Raw genomic sequence first — 19,709 nt, forward strand, 5'->3', positions numbered from 1 at the left:
TTAGTCGAAATTTATGGCAATATTTAATTTTCAAAAGCCCGATAAAGTTATCATGATCGATTCAACCGATTTTGAAGGTAAATTCGAATTTAGACCTTTAGAACCTGGTTATGGATTGACAGTTGGTAATGCACTTAGAAGAGTTTTGCTTTCAGCATTAGAAGGTTATGCAATTACATCTGTTCGTATCGAAGGTGTAGATCATGAGTTTTCTACTATTTCAGGTGTTGTTGAAGATGTTACCGAAATTATCCTTAATCTAAAACAAGTACGTTTCAAACGTCAAATTGAAGATATCGATAATGAAGCAGTTACTATTTCTGTTTCAGGTAAAGATCAATTAACAGCAGGTGATTTTCAAAAATTTATCTCAGGTTTTCAAGTTTTGAATCCAGACCTTGTTATCTGTAATTTAGATTCTAAAATCAAATTGAACTTCGATTTAACAATCGAAAAAGGTAGAGGATATGTACCTGCTGAGGAGAACAAAAAACAGAACGCTGCAATTGGAACCATTTTTACAGATTCTATTTTTACTCCGGTAAAAAATGTAAAATATGCAATTGAAAACTTCCGTGTAGAACAAAAAACAGATTATGAAAAATTAGTTTTTGAAATTAAAACTGATGGCTCTATTAATCCAAAAGATGCTCTTACTGAAGCTGCTAAAGTTTTAATTCACCACTTCATGTTATTTTCTGACGAAAGAATTACACTCGAGGCTGACGAAATTGCACAAACAGAATCGTATGATGAAGAGTCATTGCATATGAGACAATTGCTTAAAACTAAGCTTGTTGATATGGATTTATCTGTGAGAGCATTAAATTGCTTGAAAGCGGCTGAAGTTGATACACTTGGTGATTTAGTATCGTTCAATAAAAATGACCTGATGAAATTCCGTAATTTTGGTAAAAAATCTTTAACTGAACTTGATGAACTTGTTGCAGTTAAAAATTTAACTTTCGGAATGGATTTAGCTAAATACAAACTAGATAAAGAATAATTCAATCCGCCACGGCGGATTAAATTTAAAATAGCAATGAGACACGGAAAAAAATTCAATCACTTAAGCAGACAGACTGGACATAGAAAAGCTATGTTGGCTAATATGGCTTGTTCTCTTATTGAGCACAAACGTATTAACACTACTGTTGCTAAGGCTAAAGCGCTTAAACAATTCGTTGAGCCTTTAATCACAAAATCAAAAGAAGATACGACTCACAATCGTCGTATTGTTTTTGCTTACTTACGTAGTAAATATGCTGTAACTGACTTGTTCAGAGACGTAGCTGCTAAAGTTGGTGACCGTCCAGGTGGATACACTCGTATCATTAAAGTTGGAAATCGTTTGGGAGATAATGCTGATATGGCAATGATCGAACTTGTAGATTTCAATGAACTTTACAATGGAGGTAAAAAAGAAGTTAAAAAAGCTAAAAGCCGTCGTGGTGGTAAAGCAAAAAAAGCTGAGGAAACTACTTCTGAAGCTCCTGCTGCTGAGTCAGAATCGACTACTGAAGCTTCTGAATAATTATGAAAGTAATGATTCTATAGAAATCAAGGATAAGCTAATTTTTAGTTTATCCTTTTTTTTTGATTTTTTTTAAAATGAGAAATTTAACTTATTTCAATTCGAAGGTATTATTTTTATGAATGAATTTTTTAAAAAATCTTGGAGACACTCTTTTAAAGAAGTAAATTTGCAAAACTTATAATTACAAATGAAATGAGCTTGGCAAGTTTCATGTACAATTAAAAAAACAACACAAATTAAAGAATGAAATACACGACACGACAAAGCGCCATTTTATTACTAAGCGACGGAACTATTTTTCACGGAAAATCTATCGGAATTAGCGGTAAAACTTTTGGTGAAGTTTGTTTTAATACGGGAATGACAGGATATCAGGAGATTTTTACTGATCCTTCTTATTTTGGTCAGATATTAGTGGCTACAAATGCACACATTGGAAACTATGGTGTTAATGATCAGGAAATTGAATCTGATAGCGTTAAGATTGCTGGTTTAGTTTGTAAAAACTTTAGCTTTAATTATTCAAGAGAAGATGCATCTGGAAGTTTGGAAGATTATTTCACTAAACAAAACCTGATTTGTATTTCTGATGTTGATACGAGAGCTCTTGTGAGTTATATTCGTGATAACGGAGCAATGAATGCTGTTATTTGTACAGATGGAACTTCGGTAGAAGAATTGAAAAAAGAATTGGCAAATGTGCCAAACATGGAAGGTTTAGAGTTGGCGTCAAAAGTTTCAACTACTGAGCCTTATTTTTTTGGAGATGAAAATGCTACTTATAAAATTTCAGCTTTAGATCTTGGAATTAAAAAAAATATCTTGAGAAACCTTGCGAAAAGAGATTGTTATATCAAAGTGTTTCCTTATGATTCAACTTATCAGGATTTAACTGAATTTAATCCTGATGGTTATTTCTTATCGAACGGTCCTGGAGATCCAGACCCATTATTTGGTGCCATACAAGTTGCAAAAGAAATTATAGCGGATGATAAGCCTTTGTTTGGAATTTGCTTAGGTCATCAGATTATAGCTTTGGCAAATGGTGTTAAGACCTATAAGATGTTTGGAGGTCACCGCGGAATTAATCATCCGGTAAAAAATATTATTACAGGAAAAGGAGAAATAACTTCTCAGAATCACGGTTTCGCTGTAAAAAGAGAAGCTTTAGACGGTCATCCGGAATTAGAAATTACGCATGTACATTTAAATGATGATACAGTTGCCGGAATGAGAATGAAAAATAAGAATTGTTTTTCAGTACAATATCATCCTGAAGCAAGTCCAGGACCACACGATTCATCTTATTTATTTGATCAGTTCGTTGAGAATATAAAACTGGCTACCGCTAAAACGATGTAGTTAATAAATAAAGGTGTTTAATAGTAAGAATACGTTTTTACTATTAAATAATTTTATAATTTCGGAAAAAAATATATAATTTATTAATAAAAAAACAGAAATAATGAGTATTATAATTAAAGTTCACGCAAGACAAATTTTTGATTCCAGAGGTAATCCTACTATTGAGGTTGATGTAGTAACTGAGAATGGAGTTTTAGGAAGAGCAGCAGTTCCATCTGGAGCTTCAACTGGAGAACACGAGGCTGTTGAATTACGTGACGGAGGAAAAGCGTTCTTAGGAAAAGGAGTTTTAAATGCAGTGAATAATGTTAATACTGTTATTGCTGAGGAATTAGTTGGAACTTCTGTTTTTGAACAAAACACAATTGATCAATTAATGATTGATTTAGACGGAACTCCAAATAAATCTAAATTAGGAGCTAATGCTATTTTAGGAGTTTCTTTAGCTGCTGCAAAAGCTGCTGCAAATGAATTAGGTTTGCCATTATACAGATATGTAGGTGGAGTTTCTGCTAATACATTACCTGTTCCAATGATGAATATCATCAATGGTGGTTCTCACTCTGATGCTCCGATTGCTTTTCAAGAGTTTATGATTTTTCCTGTAAAGGCAACTTCATTTACACATGCAATGCAAATGGGAACTGAAATCTTCCATAGCTTGAAAAAGGTATTGCACGATAGAGGATTAAGCACTGCAGTTGGTGACGAAGGTGGTTTTGCGCCAAACTTAGCAGGAGGTACTGAAGATGCTTTAGATACAATCAAATTAGCAGTTGAAAAAGCAGGATATACTTTTGGAGACGAAATTATGATTGCTCTTGACTGTGCTGCTTCTGAGTTTTATGTAAATGGTAAATACGACTATACTAAATTTGAAGGTGAAACTGGAAAAATCAGAACTTCTGAAGAACAAGCTGATTATTTAGCTGAACTTGCTGCTAAATATCCAATTATTTCTATCGAAGATGGTATGTATGAAGATGACTGGAATGGATGGAAATATTTAACTGAAAAAATTGGACATAAAGTTCAATTGGTAGGAGATGATTTATTCGTTACTAATGTTGAGCGTTTGTCAACAGGTATTGAAAAAGGAATTGCAAATTCAATTTTAGTAAAAGTTAATCAAATTGGTACTTTAACTGAAACTATTGCTGCAGTAAATATGGCTAAAAATGCTGGTTATACTTCTGTAATGTCTCACCGTTCTGGAGAAACAGAAGATAATACAATTGCTGATTTAGCGGTAGCTTTAAACTGTGGTCAAATTAAAACAGGTTCTGCTTCTCGTTCTGATCGTATGGCAAAATACAATCAATTATTAAGAATTGAAGAAGAGTTAGGAGCAACAGCTTATTTCCCTGGATTAAACGCTTTCAAGATTAAATAATTGTAAGGTTATATATAGATTTAAACCATCCATTTCTTAATGGGTGGTTTTTTTTTGGAGTTTTAACAAATTCATAGCAGTATTCTTTTTTTAATTAGTCTTAAATTCCTTAGATTTGATAAATTATTATTTTAAAGATTTATTTCCGATATATTATGTCAAAAATAGCTACATTAGAAGTAGATGGTCAAAAAATTGAACTTCCGGTAATCACAGGAAGCGAAAATGAATCAGCTATCGATATTAACAAATTACGTGATTTAACTGGTATTATTACTATAGACCCGGGATATAAAAATTCTGGATCTTGTAAAAGTGAGATCACATTCTTAGACGGAGAATTAGGAATTTTGCGTTACAGAGGATATTCAATCGAAGATTTAGCTGAGAAAGCTAGCTTTTTGGAAGTATCATATCTTTTAATTTTTGGTGAATTGCCAACTGCACAAGAATTAGAGCAGTTTGAAAATGGTATTAAAAAACATACTTTGGTAAACGAAGAGATGAAAAATATCATTGATGGTTTTCCAAAAACAGCACATCCAATGGGTGTACTATCTGCTTTGACAAGTGCTTTAACAGCATTTAATCCAAAAGCTGTAAATGTTGACAATGAGAAAGAAATGTACGAAGCCATTTGTAAAACAATGGGTAAATTTCTTGTAATTGCTACATGGACCTACAGAAAATCTATGGGGTATCCTTTAAATTATTATGACAACACAACAGGTTATGTAGATAACTTTATGCAATTAATGTTTAAATTGCCTACAGGACCTTATTCTGCTAATCCGGTTATTGTTGATGCATTAGATAAATTATTTATTCTTCATGCAGATCACGAACAAAACTGTTCTACTTCTACAGTAAGAATGGTTGGTTCATCTCACGCAGGTTTATTTGCTTCAATTTCTGCAGGAGTTTCTGCTCTCTGGGGTCCACTTCATGGTGGCGCAAATCAGGCAGTACTTGAAATGCTGGAAGAAATTAATAAAGATGGTGGGGATACAGATAAGTTTTTAGCGAAAGCAAAAGACAAAAATGATCCATTCCGTTTAATGGGATTTGGTCATAGAGTTTACAAAAACTTTGATCCGAGAGCTAAAATTATTAAAAAAGCGGCTAAAGAAGTATTAGAGACTTTAGGAGTTGAAGATCCTATTTTAGAAATTGCTAAAAAATTAGAATCAGCTGCTCTTGAAGATGATTATTTCAAGTCAAGAAATTTATATCCTAATGTTGACTTCTACTCTGGAATTATTTACAGAGCGTTAGGAATTCCAACAGATATGTTTACAGTAATGTTTGCTATTGGTAGATTACCAGGCTGGATCGCACAATGGAAAGAAATGCGTGAAAACAAAGAGCCAATTGGAAGGCCAAGACAAATTTACACTGGACATCCTTTGAGAGACTTTAAGTCTAACAAATAAAAAACTTTAAAGCTTCACTTAACTGTGAAGCTTTTTTTATATTTGCTCAAAATATAATACTATTATGTTGCAATTAAATGTAAAGAACGAAACGTCAAGATTGCGTGCTGTAGTTTTGGGTTCAGCCGTTCATAATGGGCCAACTCCATCTTTGGAAGAAGCCTACGATCCTAAATCATTGGAACATATTAAAGCAGGAACATATCCAATTGAAAAGGACATGGTTACTGAAATGGATGCTTTTAATGCTGTTTTTCAAAAATATGATGTAAAAGTTTATCGTCCGGAAATGATTGAAAATTATAATCAAATTTTTGCCAGAGATATAGGTTTTGTTATTGACGACACTTTTGTGAAATCGAATATTTTGCCAGATCGAGAACGTGAATTAGATGCAATTCAATATGTAATTGATCAAATGGATGCAACTAAAGTGGTTCGCCCACCGGAGGAAGTACATATTGAAGGCGGAGATGTTATGCTTTGGAATAATCATATTTTTATTGGAACATATAAAGGCAGTGATTATAAGGATTACATCACAGCAAGAACAAATATGCATGGTGTTAATTTTATCAAGGAATTATTCCCGAATAAAATTGTCAAAGAATTTGATTTGGTTAAATCGAAGTTAGAAGCTCGGGATAATGCTTTGCATCTTGATTGTTGCTTTCAGCCAGTTGGAAAAAATAAAGGGATCATTTATAAAAGAGGTTTTCGTGAGGAAGCTGATTATTTATATTTAGTAAATCTTTTTGGGAAAGAAAATTTATTTCACATTGAGAGAAACGAAATGTATAATATGTTTTCAAACGTATTTTCAATTGATGAAAATGTCGTAGTTTCAGAGAAGAATTTTACTCGCTTAAACAATTGGCTTCGTGCAAATGGTTTTATTGTTGAAGAAATTCCTTATGCAGAAATTGCAAAACAAGAAGGGTTGTTAAGATGTTCTACTTTACCATTAATTAGAGATTAAAAAAAATGGTTTTAAGTTTTATGTTTCCGGTGCCAGCAACTTGAAACTTGAAACCTGAAACAAAAAAATATAGTTTATGAAACAAACTACAAATGCAATCGTAATGATTAGACCAGTTGCTTTTAGAATGAATGAGCAAACGGCTGTAAATAATTATTACCAAAAAGTATTAGACGGACTTTTACCAAGTACTGTAAATGCAAAAGCCCAGCAGGAATTTGATACTTTCGTTGAGAAGTTAAGAGCCGTTGGAGTAGATGTGACAGTGATCGAAGATACTTTAGATACAGATACTCCGGATAGTATTTTTCCAAACAATTGGGTTTCATTTCATGAAAATGGAGATGTAGCTTTATATCCAATGTTTGCTGAAAATCGTCGCCATGAACGTCGTGAAGATATTTTAGATACTCTTGAAGAAAAAGGTTTTGAGATTTCTAATATAATGGATTATACATCTGCAGAAGATGATGGTTTTTTTCTGGAAGGAACAGGAAGTCTACTTTTAGATCGAGCAAACGGAAAAGCATATTGTGCGTTATCTCCTCGAGCTGATGAGGAATTGTTTATCGAATTTTGCGAAGATTTTGATTATGCTCCGGTTATTTTTGAAGCATTTCAGACTGTTGATGGAGAGCGTAAATTAATTTATCACACTAATGTAATGATGTGTTTGGGTGAAACTTTTGCTGTTATTTGTGCAGATTGTATTGATGATAAGAAAGAACGTAAAATGGTGCTGGATAATTTAAAAACTGATAAAAAAGAAATTATTTTAATTACTGAAGCTCAGGTAAATAATTTTGCCGGAAATATGCTGGAAGTTCGAGGGGCAAATGATAAAAAATATATTGTCATGAGCGCATCGGCACATAAGAGTTTAACTCCAAAACAAATTGCACAATTAGACAATCATGCAGAAATTTTAAGTTCAAGTTTAGATACAATTGAAGCTTGTGGCGGCGGAAGTGCAAGATGTATGATGGCAGAAGTGTTTTTGCCAAGAAATTAAAAAATAATTTTAGACCATAAAAAAGGGATAGAACATAAGTTTTATCCCTTTTGTTTTTTATTCAAATGTTTGATGAATTACATCAAATTTCCTTTGATAATATTTACTATTGAGCTTACAATGTATTGAATTCCGATGGAAATTACAATAAAACCAACAATTCTTGATATTGCTACAATTCCTGAAGCTCCTAATATACGAGCCAGATAATGTGCGCTTTTAAGTATGGCAAAAATGGCAACGGCAATCGCAAAAATGGCTAAACTAGAAATAATGATTTCATTCATTTTATGGTGTTCCTGATAAAAAGCAATTAATAATGACATCGATCCAGGACCAGCTAACATTGGTATCGCTAATGGAGTAAGCGCAATATCGTTTCGATGGTGTGCTTCATTTTCAATTTTTTTATTGATGCCTCGTTTTTTGTTGAATTTCCCTGAAAGTAAAGAAAATCCTGAATTCACAATCACAATTCCGCCGGCAATTCTAAGAGCGTCAATGCTGATCCCGAAAAAGGTTAAAACATATTGACCTATAAAATAAGAAACCATTAAAATTATAAAAACATTTATCGCTGTCCAAAGTGAAATTCTCGAGCGTTCTTTCTGAGAGTCATCCTGTGTAAGTCCAACAAAAATAGGAACAGTGCCAATTGGGTTTAAAACCGAAAAAAGAGCAGCAAATAAGTAAATAAATAAATCCATAGAGTTTTGGTTAACGAAGTAAAAATAGTCAAATTTTAATATTACAGAACAATTTGATGTAAGGTTATTCGTTTTTTATTGCTTTAATTAGTAAATTAATAACTTAAAATTAGCTCATTCTTTTTGACTACTTTTGTAAAATATTTTAAAATGATGAAAAATAAGAAAACTTTAGTTCTGGGAGCTACTACAAAACCAGATCGATACGCATATAGAGCTATAAATATGTTGGTTCAAAAAGGACATACTGTTTTAGCAATTGGTCAAAATACCGGTGAAGTAGCCGGTGTAAAAATTCAAACTAAAGCCATTCCGGTTAAAAATATAGACACAGTAACTTTATATTTAAACCCTACACGTCAGCGTGATTATTACAATTACATAATCGAAGCTCAGCCAAAAAGAGTAGTTTTTAATCCAGGAACTGAAAATCCTGAATTATATCAGTTGCTTGAATTGAATGATATTAAGGCAGAAGTTGCTTGTACTTTGGTTTTATTGGCAACAAATCAATATTGATTTTCCGGATTGTCCAGTTTAGTTCAAATCCTTTTTTATTCTGTTCAATAATAAGAAAGGATTTGATTTATAATTTAAGTAAAAAAACTCTTTAGTAGTATATTTGCTCTTTAAAACACAGTGAATTTAGTTGTCCCCAAGTCTACTAAACCATTAAAAGTATTACTTTTGTCGTTATGGAATTTTCATCAAAGTTAATAGAAAAAGCAGTTAACGAAATGTCGCAATTACCAGGTATTGGTAAGCGTACGGCATTACGATTGGTTTTGCATTTGCTAAAGCAACCAAAGGAGCAAACTGGTTTTTTATCTCAGGCATTGCTAAATATGCGTGAAGATATTAAGTTTTGTAGAAGCTGTCATAATATTTCTGATACAACAGTTTGCGAAATCTGTGCAAATTCAGGCAGAAACCATCAGACGATTTGTGTCGTAGAAGATATTAGAGATGTGATGGCAATCGAAAATACAGGACAATATAAAGGAATTTATCACGTACTCGGAGGGAAAATTTCTCCAATTGAAGGTGTTGGGCCTGGGCAATTAAATATTTCAAGTTTAGTAGAAAAAGTGAAATCCGGAAAAGTAATTGAGATTATTTTTGCGCTAAGCTCTACTATGGAAGGCGATACAACTAATTTTTATATCTATAAACAAATTGCAGAATCTGAAATTGTGATTTCGACAATTGCAAGAGGAATATCTGTTGGAGACGAATTAGAATATGCTGATGAAATTACACTTGGCAGAAGTATTTTACACAGAGTGCCATTCGAAAAAACTTTTAAAAACAACTAAATAAAACCAAACAAAAGTTAGATTTCCTGAAGATTAAAGGAAAAGCTATATTTGCGACTAAATTTTAAATAATGACAAGAAAAAGCTTTTATATATTGCTGTTAATTAGCACACTTTTTACATCTTGTATTCCAATAAAAGATTTGGTGTATTTACAAGATAAAAATACTTCAGCAGAACAAAATACAATTGCCGCAGTCGAATCTAAACCTTATAGATTGCAAGTTAATGATATTATTAGTATCGATATAAAAGCAATTGATCCTAAGCTTGTTACTATTTTTAATTCAACCGAATCAGCTTCAGGAACTACAGCAAAATCAGAATCATCATTATATTTCAATGGTTTTACGGTAGATGATCATGGAAATATCCGTATGCCAATTTTGGGTGAAATAAATGTAATTGGATTTACAATCGAGGAAGTAAGAGTTAAAATTGAAAAAAAGTTACTTGAAGAATATTTTAAAAGTGATGCTAATATTTTTGTGACTGTCAAATTAGCGGGTTTTCGATATACGATTAATGGAGAAGTAGGAAGTACTGGAACCAAAACACTATTTCAACAACATGTAAATATTATGGAAGCTATTGCAAACGCTGGAGACATTACGACTGTTGGAAATAGAAGAGCGGTAACAGTAATTCGTCAAACACCAACGGGAGTTCAAATGAACGACCTTGATCTTACAGATGTAAATGTGATGAAATCTCCCTATTATTATTTACAGCCTAATGATTACATTTATGTAAAACCACTAAGACAAAAAACATGGGGAACGGGACAAACTGGAATACAATCAATTGGTACAATTATAACCTTGTTGTCATTAGCAACGACGGTTTATTTGATTCTGAAAAATTAAACTAAATTCAAAAAATGTTAGATATAAAAGATTTTTCGATTTTTGAAAATCATTCAAATTTTGATTTTAAAGGATTTTTATTGAAAATCGCTAGTTATTGGAAATGGTTTCTCGCTAGTTTAATAATTGCATTTACAATTGCATATCAGGTAAATATTCGAAAAGAGAAAATTTACGCAATGCAAACGATGATTTCTATCAAAGAAGAGAGTAATCCTTTTTTTACTTCAAATACTAGTTTGGTTTTTAATTGGGGAGGAATATCAGATCAGGTAAATGGAATTTCGACTATATTACAATCAAGGTCGCATAATGAATTAGTTGTAAGTAAGTTGCAGTTTTATATTGATTATTTCCAACAAGGGAAATATAATTTAATTGATGCTTATGGAGCGGTACCATTCTATTTAAATATTGATAAATCAAAAGGACAACTTACAAACACTTTAATAAGTATTAAATTTTTAAGTGAAAATGAATATGAAATCCGTATTCCTTTTGAAAATAGTTCAGTTTCATTAATAGATTATACCACAAACACTTATTCAAAAACAAATGTTCAGCCGGTAGAGTTTATAAAAAGATATAAGGTTGGTGAGCAAGTTGTATTGCCTTTTCTAAATTGGAAATTACAGATAAACGATAATCCCGGTTTTTACAAAGGAAATGAATATTTTGTGAGATTCAATGATTTTAATGGAACGGTGTCTCGTTATAAAGGCGTAAATGTAGATTCTGATGATAAAGGAGGTTCTATATTGACTTTAAGTATGCAGGGTACAAACAAAGCCAGAATGGTAGAATACTTAAATGCTACCGTGAGAATGTTAATAAAAATTCAGCTTGACGGAAAAAATCAATTTGCAAACAATACAATACGATTTATAGATAGCACACTTGTGGCCATGGAAGGGCAATTGAAGCAAACCGGAAACGAATTAAAAACCTTCAGAAAAGATAAGAATGTTTATGATATAGAAGCCGGAGGCGCAAAGTTTTCAGATCAAATAATGAATTTTGATGTAGAGAGAGATCAAATTTCCAGAAAAATAGCATATTATAATTCATTAAAAACTTATTTGAATAACAGTGTCGATTATTCCAGACTTCCGGCTCCTTCAGTTGCTGGAATTGAAGATCCAAATATTGTTGTTAATGTATCAAAAATAATAGCACTTTCCACTCAAAGATCAGAGATGGCTTATGCAGTAAAAAGTGATAAGATTTTTAAAGATTTTGATAACCAAATGCGCGCTGTTAAAGATGTTTTATTAGAAAATATCGCTACAGCAAAATCTTCACTATTGTATGATTTATCTATGGTGAATGCCAAAATTGGTGAGGCAGAAAGTACAGTCAAAAAGTTACCGGAAGAACAGCAGGAATTATTGAAGATTAAAAGAAAATATGATTTAAATGATAATATTTACACTGAATTTCTTCAAAAACGCAATGAAGCAGAAATTGTAAAAGCTTTTAATTTATCAGATATACATTTTATTGATCCGGCCAAAGATATTGGAGGTGGTTTAATTGGACCAAAAACTTCTGTAAATTATGTATTGGCTTTATTTTTGGGTATCTTAGTTCCTTTGTTATTCGTTTTTGGAATTTTCTTCATTAATAATTCAATTCAAAATACTGAAGACATTAATAAATTGACCCAGATTCCACTTATTGGAGTAATTGGTGTAAATAAGGGTAATGTTAATTTAGCAGTATTTGATAAGCCAAAATCGGCACTTTCTGAGTCTTTTAGAGCTATTCGTTCTTCATTGCAATTTTTGTACAAAAAACAGCAGGTAAGTGGTTCAAAAACGTTAATGATCACTTCATCTATAAGTGGAGAAGGAAAAACATTTTGCTCTATAAATATTGCTACTATTTTCGCTTTAAGCGAAAAGAAAACTGTTATTATTGGTTTAGATTTGAGAAAGCCCAGATTAGCAGATGAGTTTAATTTGAGTAATCAAATAGGAGTTGTAAATTATTTAATTAAACAAAAAACGTTGAGTGAAATTATTAATCCAACAGAAATTCCTAATCTTGATGTTATACTTTCCGGCCCTATTCCACCCAATCCGTCTGAGCTTATCATAAGTGAAGCAATGAAAGAGTTGATAGAAGAGTTAAAACAAAAATATGATTATATTATTTTAGACACTCCGCCGGTTGGTCTTGTTTCCGATGCTTTAGAATTGGTTCAGTATGCAGATGTAACATTGTATATTGTTAGACAAAATTATACTAAAAAAGATATGATCACGTTGTTGAATACTAGAGTAAAAAGAGGAGAGCTAAATAATACAAGTATTGTTTTGAATGGATATGAAAATAAAGCAAAATATGGAACTGCTTACGGGTACGGTTATGGAGTGTATTCTAATGGTTATCACGAAGAAGAAGTAAAGCCAGGTTTTATAAAGTCTCTTTCTAATAAATTCAATAAAAAATAAATTCAATAAATGGAAGCATCAACTCAATATAAAATTTTGATTACGGGTGGAGCGGGTTTTATTGGTTCAAATTTATGTGAGTATTTTCTAAAATCAGGTCATAAAGTAATTTGTTTAGATAATTTTTCGACGGGTCATCGTCATAATTTGAAAGATATTTTAAATCATCCTAATTTTAAATTAATTGAAGGAGATATACGAAATATAGAAGATTGTGTTTTGTCTGTAAAAGATGTTGATTATGTTTTGCATCAGGCAGCTTTAGGTTCTGTACCAAGGTCAATAAATGATCCTATAACCACAAATGATGTTAATGTTTCAGGATTTCTTAATATGCTGGTAGCTTCACGCGATGCAAAAATTAAACGTTTTATTTATGCGGCAAGTTCTTCAACTTATGGAGATTCTCAAGGATTGCCAAAAGTAGAAGATGTTATAGGGAAGCCTTTATCTCCGTATGCAATTACGAAATATGTAAACGAATTATATGCAGAGATTTTTAGTAAAACGTATGGTTTAGAAACTATTGGATTACGTTATTTTAATGTTTTTGGAAGAAAACAGGATCCAAATGGTGCTTATGCTGCAGTAATTCCTAAATTTGTAATGCAATTCATGCATTATGAAAGCCCGATAATTAATGGTGATGGAAATTATTCTCGTGATTTTACTTATATTGATAATGTAATTCAGATGAATGAATTAGCTATGACAAGTCAAAATCCGGAAGCTATAAACACTGTTTATAATACGGCATATGGTGATCGAAATACATTAAATGATCTGGTAGGGTATTTGAAAAAATATTTAGCTGAATTTGATTCAAAAATAGCAGATGTTGAAGTTGTCTATGGAGTAAACAGAGTGGGAGATATTCCGCATTCATTAGCAAGTATCGATAAGGCAAAAAATATATTAGGTTACAATCCAAAATATTCGTTGCAGGATGGGTTAAAAGAAGCAGTAAATTGGTATTGGAATAATTTGAAATAAATCAAGGATAACATAATAAGAAATAAATGAAAATCACAAAAATTTGTTGTATTGGAGCTGGTTATGTTGGAGGGCCAACAATGGCAGTAATTGCGCAAAAATGCCCTCATATTCAAGTGACTGTTGTTGATTTGAATGAACAAAGAATTAAAGATTGGAATGATCCAAATACAGAAAATATACCCATCTACGAACCGGGACTTTCAGAAATTGTAGCTGAGGCGAGAGGAAGAAATCTTTTTTTCTCCACAGAAGTTGAAAAAGCAATAGATGAAGCTGAAGTTATCTTTATTTCAGTAAATACGCCTACCAAAACCTATGGAAAAGGAAAAGGAATGGCTGCAGATCTTAAATATATTGAATTATGTGCAAGGCAAATTGCAAAAGTTGCTAAGCAAAATAAAATTGTTGTAGAGAAATCTACTTTGCCTGTACGAACTGCCGAAGCGATAAAAAGTATTCTGGATAATACTGGAAATGGAGTTCAATTTCAGATTTTATCAAATCCTGAATTTTTGGCAGAAGGAACAGCTGTTTCAGATTTATTAAATCCAGACAGAATTTTAATAGGTGGAGATACAACACCTGAAGGCGAAGCTGCGATTAATTCTTTAGTTGATGTTTATGCTAATTGGGTAAGTAGAGATAAAATATTGACTACAAATGTATGGTCTTCAGAATTGTCAAAACTTACAGCAAATGCATTTTTAGCTCAACGTATTTCTTCAATAAATGCAATGTCTGAACTATGTGAAAAAACAGGGGCAGATGTAAGCGAGGTTGCCAGAGCGATTGGAATGGATAGTAGAATCGGTCCTAAGTTTTTAAAAGCATCAGTGGGATTTGGAGGTTCATGTTTTCAAAAAGATATTCTTAATCTGGTTTATATCGCTAAATCTTATGGATTACATGAGGTTGCAGATTATTGGGAACAAGTAATTATTATGAATGATCATCAAAAAAGAAGATTTTCAAATAAAATTGTTCAGACGTTATATAACACAGTTGCAGATAAAAAAATTACTTTTTTAGGTTGGGCATTTAAAAAAGACACCAATGATACACGTGAGTCTGCCGCTATATATGTAGCAGACGATTTAATCAATGAACAAGCGAAAATTTCAGTTTATGATCCGAAAGTTTCAAGAAATAAAATGCTAAATGATTTAAATTATTTAGAAACAAGACCAGTTGAAGAAAACAATTCGGCAGTTTTAACGTTTGATGATGCTTATAATGCCTGCAATGGATCACATGCAATTGCAATTCTTACTGAATGGGATGAATTTGCTGCTTATGATTGGAAGAAAATTTACGATTCAATGCATAAACCGGCTTTTGTTTTTGATGGAAGAAATATATTAAATGGTAAAGAATTAGAAGCAATTGGGTTTATTTATAATGGAATAGGTTCTTAATTAATGATTAAAGTTAATCTGAAATTTAAATAAATAGTAATAACAAATAGGGCTGGATTTTCAAGATAGAAAAAATTATGAATTGGTATGTTATTTATACTAAACCCAAATGGGAGAAAAAGGTTGCAGAAAGACTACTTGAAATTGGAATTGAATCTTATTGTCCTGTCATTACTCAAATAAAGCAATGGTCAGACAGAAAAAAGAAAGTTGAAGTACCGCTTTTTAATTCTTATGTATTTGTTAAGTTGTTGGAAAGTGAGCGAAATTCTGTTTTTCAAATTTCGGGTGTAGTTCGCTATTTGTTTTGGTTAGGGAAACCTGCAATTGTAAGAGATGAAGAGATTAATATTATAAAGAAAAGTTTATCATCTCCTAATTTAAGTGATGTTTCGGTAACTTCAATTCAGGTTGGTGATCGTATAACGTTAGAAACAGGAGCTTTTAGTAATCAGGATGCCATAGTAAAAGAAGTTTCTAATACGCATTATATTTTAGTTTTGGAATCTTTAGGATGTGTTCTAAAAATAAAATATAAATAATTTTAGGATACAATCAGCATCAAATAATAAGAATAAGAGAGCAAAAATCACTTTTTGTGTGATATTTGCTCTCTTTTTTCTTGTAAAAAAAATCGTTGTTATCTGATTTGTAAAGATTTGAAAACCCGTTATTTTTTTTATTCTGTTTCTTTTGTAGTTCTGTAAGAAACTCATTGAATAAATTGAGTGAATGTGTTATATTTGCCAAAAAATGATTCTAGAGTATCTGTGTCCAATATTTGTGACTCAGAGTAGCGAAGCTATGAGTTGTAATGATCAAAATTGATAAAAGATAAGAAAAAATGGATGAAAACATAAAAATTGCCATTATAGGTTTGGGTTATGTTGGTCTTCCTTTAGCGAGACTATTTGCTACTAAATATCCAGTTGTGGGTTTTGATATAAATGAATCAAGAGTAGCTACTTTAAAATCAGGTACTGATACAACTTTAGAAGTGGATGATGAGGCTTTACAAAAAGTCTTAGTTGCTAATCCTAATAATGAAAATGGATTGTATTGCACTACTACTTTAAGTGATATTGCAGATTGTAATTATTTTATAATAACAGTTCCAACGCCAGTTGATAAAAATAATCGTCCAGATTTAACTCCCTTATATAAATCTAGTGAATCTGTTGGAAAAGTCTTAAAAAAAGATGATATTGTAATTTATGAATCTACTGTGTATCCAGGAGTTACAGAGGAACAATGCATACCAGTTTTAGAAAGAGTTTCAGGTTTAGAATTTAATGTTGATTTCTTTGCCGGATATTCACCAGAAAGAATAAACCCGGGAGATAAGGAACATACTGTTGAGAAAATCTTAAAAGTAACGTCTGGATCAACAAAAGAAATTGGTTTAAAAGTTGATGCTCTTTACAAATCTGTCATTACAGCAGGTACACATTTGGCACCAAGTATAAAAGTTGCCGAAGCCGCAAAAGTTATTGAAAACTCACAACGAGATATTAACATTGCTTTTGTAAATGAACTGGCTAAGATATTTAATTTGATGAATATTGATACGCAGGAAGTACTAACAGCGGCAGCGACTAAATGGAATTTTTTGCCCTTTAAACCTGGTTTGGTTGGAGGACATTGCATTGGTGTAGATCCTTATTATTTAGCGCAAAGAGCACAAGAATTTGGATATCATCCTGAAATAATTTTAGCAGGACGACGTTTGAATGATAGTATGGGCGAATACGTGGCATCGCAAGTGGTTAAATTAATGATTAAAAAAGGGATTTCAGTTAATGGAGCAAATCTTTTGATGCTTGGCATTACTTTTAAGGAAAATTGCCCCGATGTTAGAAATACTAAAATTGTAGACGTAGTAAAATCATTAAAAGAATATGGTATATCTGTTACAATATATGACCCATTAGCAAATATACAAGAAGTTAAAAAAGAATATAAATTAACGACAATAGATTCATTACCAGCAGAGAAATTTGATGCTATTGTATTAGGTGTTGCCCATGCTGAGTTTTTAGAATTAAACTTTTCAGAGTTACAAAAATCAAATAGTTTATTATATGACGTAAAAGGAGTTTTAGGTGCTATAGCCGATAATAGATTATAGAACTGAAATTCTTTTTTTATACAAAAAGAAAAATGGAGAAAAATAATTCAATTATACATGTAATTTTGACGGGTGGGGTTGGTAGTAGATTATGGCCACTTTCCCGTAAGAGTCAACCTAAACAATATCTTGAGATATTTGAGAATAAATCATTATTTGAGATGACGGTTGACAGGAATAGTCATTTAGCAAGTAAGGTAATGGTTGTAGGTAATGTAGACAATCATCATTTAAGTGGTAAGGTTATGAATAAAACCAATACTGCTTATGTGAATATTGTTGAAGCTACTCCAAGAAATACAGCTGCGGCTATTGCTTTTGCTGCATTTGCATCAAATCCGGATGATATATTAATTGTAACGCCTTCTGACCATATTATTGATCGAATGGAGAATTACAATCAAGCAATTGATGAAGCAATTTCAAAAGCACAAGATGGTTATATAGTAACATTTGGAATTATTCCAACCAAGCCTGAAACGGGATATGGTTATATTGAATCAAAAGGAGATAAAGTTTTATCATTTAGAGAAAAACCTAACGAAACGACTGCAAAGGAGTTTATTGCAAAAGGAAATTTTTTATGGAATAGTGGAATGTTCTGTTTTAAGGCCGGAGTTCTTTTAGAAGAGTTAAAGCAATTTCAACCTGAAGTTTATGAGAAATCAAAAGCTGTTTGGGAAGCAAGTAAAGACGGCTTTTTAGATTTAGATTTATCCTTAGCAATACCATCAATAAGTATCGACTATGCTGTAATGGAACGTAGTAAAAAAATAAAAGTAGTTCCGGCATCATTTTCATGGTCAGATTTAGGATCTTTTGAATCAGTTTATGATTACTTAGTTTCAAAAGGACACCATATTGATAAAAATGGAAATATGGTTATTGGAAGCGGAAAGCACACTACATTTTTAGGATTAAAAAACACTATTTTTGTTTATACAGATACAGCAAATTTAATTCTGCAAAAAGAACATTCACAAGATGTTAAAGATATCTACAGCGAATTAGAGAAAATAAATTCTGATCTGCTAAATTAATTATAGAATAAAAATGAAAAAAATTCTTATAACAGGGGGGGCTGGTTTTATTGGTTCTCACGTGGTTCGTCGCTTTGTAAATAAATATCCTGAATACCAAATTTTCAATTTAGATGCTTTAACTTATGCGGGGAATCTTGAGAATATTAAAGATATAGAAAATCATGCAAACTATACTTTTGTCAAAGGAGACATTGTGGATGAATCATTTATAAATAAACTTTTTTCAGAACATAATTTTGATGGAGTTCTACATTTAGCAGCAGAGTCTCATGTTGATCGGTCTATAGAAGATCCATTAGCATTTGTTAAAACAAACGTTATAGGGACAATGAATTTATTAAATGCAGCGAAAAATCAATGGAAAAACAATTTTGAAGGTAAACGTTTCTATCATATTAGCACTGATGAAGTTTATGGATCACTAGGAGCAGAAGGTCTATTTACCGAAACGACTTCATATGATCCTAATTCTCCATATTCAGCTTCCAAAGCAAGTTCAGATCATTTTGTGAGAGCCTACGGAGAAACTTATGGGCTGCCATATGTTTTAACTAATTGTTCCAATAATTATGGATCGTATCATTTTCCCGAAAAATTGATTCCTCTTTTTATAAATAATATAATCAATAATAAACCATTACCAGTTTATGGAGATGGGAATTACACTCGTGATTGGCTTTTCGTAGAAGATCACGCGATAGCTATTGATTTAGTTTTTCATGAAGGAAAAAATCATGAAACATACAATATAGGAGGATTTAATGAATGGAAAAATATTGATTTGGTAAAATTACTATGCCAGATTATGGATAAAAAATTAGGAAGAATTGAAGGAACTTCTCAAGAGTTAATTACTTATGTAAAAGACAGACCGGGTCATGATTTACGATATGCAATTGATGCTTCTAAAATTAATAAAGAATTAGGATGGAAACCATCTGTAACCTTTGAAGAAGGATTAGAAAGAACTATTAATTGGTATTTGAATAATGAAGAATGGTTACAGAATCTAACTTCAGGTCTTTATAAAGATTATTATCAAAAACAATATTCATAATTCAGA

General features: G+C 31.8%; 18 protein-coding genes. 17 read left to right on the forward strand and 1 reads right to left on the reverse strand.

Annotated elements, in window-relative coordinates:
• Window positions 1-13 precede the first annotated feature (13 nt).
• The 7 genes from BUE22_RS14600 to ctlX all read left to right on the forward strand — a co-directional run bounded on the left by BUE22_RS14600 (window position 14) and on the right by ctlX (window position 7,719).
• Window positions 14-1,006 carry a DNA-directed RNA polymerase subunit alpha gene (locus BUE22_RS14600; RefSeq protein WP_026109818.1) on the forward strand — a complete coding sequence of 331 codons (993 nt, stop codon included), beginning with the start codon at window positions 14-16 and terminating at the stop codon, window positions 1,004-1,006.
• A 36-nt stretch (window positions 1,007-1,042) separates the two neighbouring features.
• Window positions 1,043-1,534, forward strand: coding sequence for a 50S ribosomal protein L17 (gene rplQ / locus BUE22_RS14605; protein WP_042565880.1), 492 nt, complete (start codon window positions 1,043-1,045; stop codon window positions 1,532-1,534).
• A 246-nt stretch (window positions 1,535-1,780) separates the two neighbouring features.
• Complete coding sequence (gene carA, locus BUE22_RS14610) at window positions 1,781-2,899, forward strand: glutamine-hydrolyzing carbamoyl-phosphate synthase small subunit (RefSeq protein WP_073395790.1); 1,119 nt, start codon at window positions 1,781-1,783, stop codon at window positions 2,897-2,899.
• A gap of 103 nt (window positions 2,900-3,002) precedes the next feature.
• Window positions 3,003-4,295 (forward strand): phosphopyruvate hydratase, encoded by a 1,293-nt coding sequence (eno, locus tag BUE22_RS14615; RefSeq protein WP_042565882.1) that lies wholly within the window; start codon window positions 3,003-3,005, stop codon window positions 4,293-4,295.
• 155 nt (window positions 4,296-4,450) lie between these two features.
• The gene (locus BUE22_RS14620; protein ID WP_042565883.1) at window positions 4,451-5,728 is read left to right on the forward strand and encodes a citrate synthase; all 1,278 of its coding nucleotides are present in this window, start codon (window positions 4,451-4,453) and stop codon (window positions 5,726-5,728) included.
• Between the two features lie 64 nt (window positions 5,729-5,792).
• Complete coding sequence (locus BUE22_RS14625) at window positions 5,793-6,707, forward strand: dimethylarginine dimethylaminohydrolase family protein (RefSeq protein WP_073395793.1); 915 nt, start codon at window positions 5,793-5,795, stop codon at window positions 6,705-6,707.
• 76 nt (window positions 6,708-6,783) lie between these two features.
• Window positions 6,784-7,719 (forward strand): citrulline utilization hydrolase CtlX, encoded by a 936-nt coding sequence (ctlX, locus tag BUE22_RS14630; RefSeq protein ID WP_073395796.1) that lies wholly within the window; start codon window positions 6,784-6,786, stop codon window positions 7,717-7,719.
• A gap of 77 nt (window positions 7,720-7,796) precedes the next feature.
• Here ctlX and BUE22_RS14635 read toward each other — a convergent pair whose 3' ends face one another.
• A complete protein-coding gene (locus BUE22_RS14635; protein WP_042565886.1) occupies window positions 7,797-8,426 on the reverse strand; it encodes a MarC family NAAT transporter in 630 nt (209 codons plus the stop codon).
• A 153-nt stretch (window positions 8,427-8,579) separates the two neighbouring features.
• Here BUE22_RS14635 and BUE22_RS14640 point away from each other — a divergent pair, with 153 nt between their 5' ends.
• The 10 genes from BUE22_RS14640 (at window position 8,580) to rfbB (ending at window position 19,703) form a co-directional block, all read left to right on the forward strand.
• On the forward strand, window positions 8,580-8,945 hold the full coding sequence (locus tag BUE22_RS14640; RefSeq protein ID WP_073395799.1) for a CoA-binding protein: 366 nt from the start codon (window positions 8,580-8,582) through the stop codon (window positions 8,943-8,945).
• 176 nt (window positions 8,946-9,121) lie between these two features.
• Window positions 9,122-9,742, forward strand: coding sequence for a recombination mediator RecR (gene recR / locus BUE22_RS14645; protein WP_073395802.1), 621 nt, complete (start codon window positions 9,122-9,124; stop codon window positions 9,740-9,742).
• A 71-nt stretch (window positions 9,743-9,813) separates the two neighbouring features.
• The gene (locus BUE22_RS14650; RefSeq protein ID WP_073395805.1) at window positions 9,814-10,608 is read left to right on the forward strand and encodes a polysaccharide biosynthesis/export family protein; all 795 of its coding nucleotides are present in this window, start codon (window positions 9,814-9,816) and stop codon (window positions 10,606-10,608) included.
• Window positions 10,609-10,622: 14 nt separating this feature from the next.
• Window positions 10,623-13,064: an exopolysaccharide transport family protein gene (locus BUE22_RS14655; RefSeq protein ID WP_073395808.1), complete on the forward strand. Its 2,442-nt coding sequence runs from the start codon at window positions 10,623-10,625 to the stop codon at window positions 13,062-13,064.
• Between the two features lie 9 nt (window positions 13,065-13,073).
• Entirely contained in the window at window positions 13,074-14,057 is a 984-nt protein-coding gene (locus BUE22_RS14660) for an SDR family oxidoreductase (RefSeq protein WP_073395811.1), read from the forward strand.
• 26 nt (window positions 14,058-14,083) lie between these two features.
• Window positions 14,084-15,475, forward strand: coding sequence for a UDP-glucose 6-dehydrogenase (locus tag BUE22_RS14665; RefSeq protein WP_073395814.1), 1,392 nt, complete (start codon window positions 14,084-14,086; stop codon window positions 15,473-15,475).
• A 77-nt stretch (window positions 15,476-15,552) separates the two neighbouring features.
• Window positions 15,553-16,017: a UpxY family transcription antiterminator gene (locus tag BUE22_RS14670; protein ID WP_042565893.1), complete on the forward strand. Its 465-nt coding sequence runs from the start codon at window positions 15,553-15,555 to the stop codon at window positions 16,015-16,017.
• 302 nt (window positions 16,018-16,319) lie between these two features.
• Window positions 16,320-17,603, forward strand: a complete 1,284-nt coding sequence (locus BUE22_RS14680) for a nucleotide sugar dehydrogenase (protein ID WP_073395819.1) — start codon at window positions 16,320-16,322, stop codon at window positions 17,601-17,603.
• Window positions 17,604-17,635: 32 nt separating this feature from the next.
• Window positions 17,636-18,643: a mannose-1-phosphate guanylyltransferase gene (locus BUE22_RS14685; RefSeq protein WP_073395822.1), complete on the forward strand. Its 1,008-nt coding sequence runs from the start codon at window positions 17,636-17,638 to the stop codon at window positions 18,641-18,643.
• A gap of 13 nt (window positions 18,644-18,656) precedes the next feature.
• Window positions 18,657-19,703 (forward strand): dTDP-glucose 4,6-dehydratase, encoded by a 1,047-nt coding sequence (rfbB, locus tag BUE22_RS14690; RefSeq protein ID WP_073395825.1) that lies wholly within the window; start codon window positions 18,657-18,659, stop codon window positions 19,701-19,703.
• Window positions 19,704-19,709: the final 6 nt, after the last annotated feature.

Origin of the sequence: Flavobacterium pectinovorum (assembly GCF_900142715.1) — a bacterium.
Taxonomy (GTDB): domain Bacteria; phylum Bacteroidota; class Bacteroidia; order Flavobacteriales; family Flavobacteriaceae; genus Flavobacterium; species Flavobacterium pectinovorum.

What these genes read in the sequence shown, in the direction of transcription:
- BUE22_RS14635 (WP_042565886.1), bottom strand. Translation starts at nt 8,426, where the DNA reads ATGGATTTATTTATTTACTTATTTGCTGCTCTTTTTTCGGTTTTAAAC.
- BUE22_RS14670 (WP_042565893.1), top strand. Translation starts at nt 15,553, where the DNA reads ATGAATTGGTATGTTATTTATACTAAACCCAAATGGGAGAAAAAGGTT.
- ctlX (WP_073395796.1), top strand. Translation starts at nt 6,784, where the DNA reads ATGAAACAAACTACAAATGCAATCGTAATGATTAGACCAGTTGCTTTT.
- BUE22_RS14625 (WP_073395793.1), top strand. Translation starts at nt 5,793, where the DNA reads ATGTTGCAATTAAATGTAAAGAACGAAACGTCAAGATTGCGTGCTGTA.
- BUE22_RS14650 (WP_073395805.1), top strand. Translation starts at nt 9,814, where the DNA reads ATGACAAGAAAAAGCTTTTATATATTGCTGTTAATTAGCACACTTTTT.
- BUE22_RS14620 (WP_042565883.1), top strand. Translation starts at nt 4,451, where the DNA reads ATGTCAAAAATAGCTACATTAGAAGTAGATGGTCAAAAAATTGAACTT.
- carA (WP_073395790.1), top strand. Translation starts at nt 1,781, where the DNA reads ATGAAATACACGACACGACAAAGCGCCATTTTATTACTAAGCGACGGA.
- BUE22_RS14600 (WP_026109818.1), top strand. Translation starts at nt 14, where the DNA reads ATGGCAATATTTAATTTTCAAAAGCCCGATAAAGTTATCATGATCGAT.
- BUE22_RS14660 (WP_073395811.1), top strand. Translation starts at nt 13,074, where the DNA reads ATGGAAGCATCAACTCAATATAAAATTTTGATTACGGGTGGAGCGGGT.
- BUE22_RS14685 (WP_073395822.1), top strand. Translation starts at nt 17,636, where the DNA reads ATGGAGAAAAATAATTCAATTATACATGTAATTTTGACGGGTGGGGTT.
- BUE22_RS14640 (WP_073395799.1), top strand. Translation starts at nt 8,580, where the DNA reads ATGAAAAATAAGAAAACTTTAGTTCTGGGAGCTACTACAAAACCAGAT.
- BUE22_RS14655 (WP_073395808.1), top strand. Translation starts at nt 10,623, where the DNA reads ATGTTAGATATAAAAGATTTTTCGATTTTTGAAAATCATTCAAATTTT.
- recR (WP_073395802.1), top strand. Translation starts at nt 9,122, where the DNA reads ATGGAATTTTCATCAAAGTTAATAGAAAAAGCAGTTAACGAAATGTCG.
- BUE22_RS14680 (WP_073395819.1), top strand. Translation starts at nt 16,320, where the DNA reads ATGGATGAAAACATAAAAATTGCCATTATAGGTTTGGGTTATGTTGGT.
- rfbB (WP_073395825.1), top strand. Translation starts at nt 18,657, where the DNA reads ATGAAAAAAATTCTTATAACAGGGGGGGCTGGTTTTATTGGTTCTCAC.
- BUE22_RS14665 (WP_073395814.1), top strand. Translation starts at nt 14,084, where the DNA reads ATGAAAATCACAAAAATTTGTTGTATTGGAGCTGGTTATGTTGGAGGG.
- rplQ (WP_042565880.1), top strand. Translation starts at nt 1,043, where the DNA reads ATGAGACACGGAAAAAAATTCAATCACTTAAGCAGACAGACTGGACAT.
- eno (WP_042565882.1), top strand. Translation starts at nt 3,003, where the DNA reads ATGAGTATTATAATTAAAGTTCACGCAAGACAAATTTTTGATTCCAGA.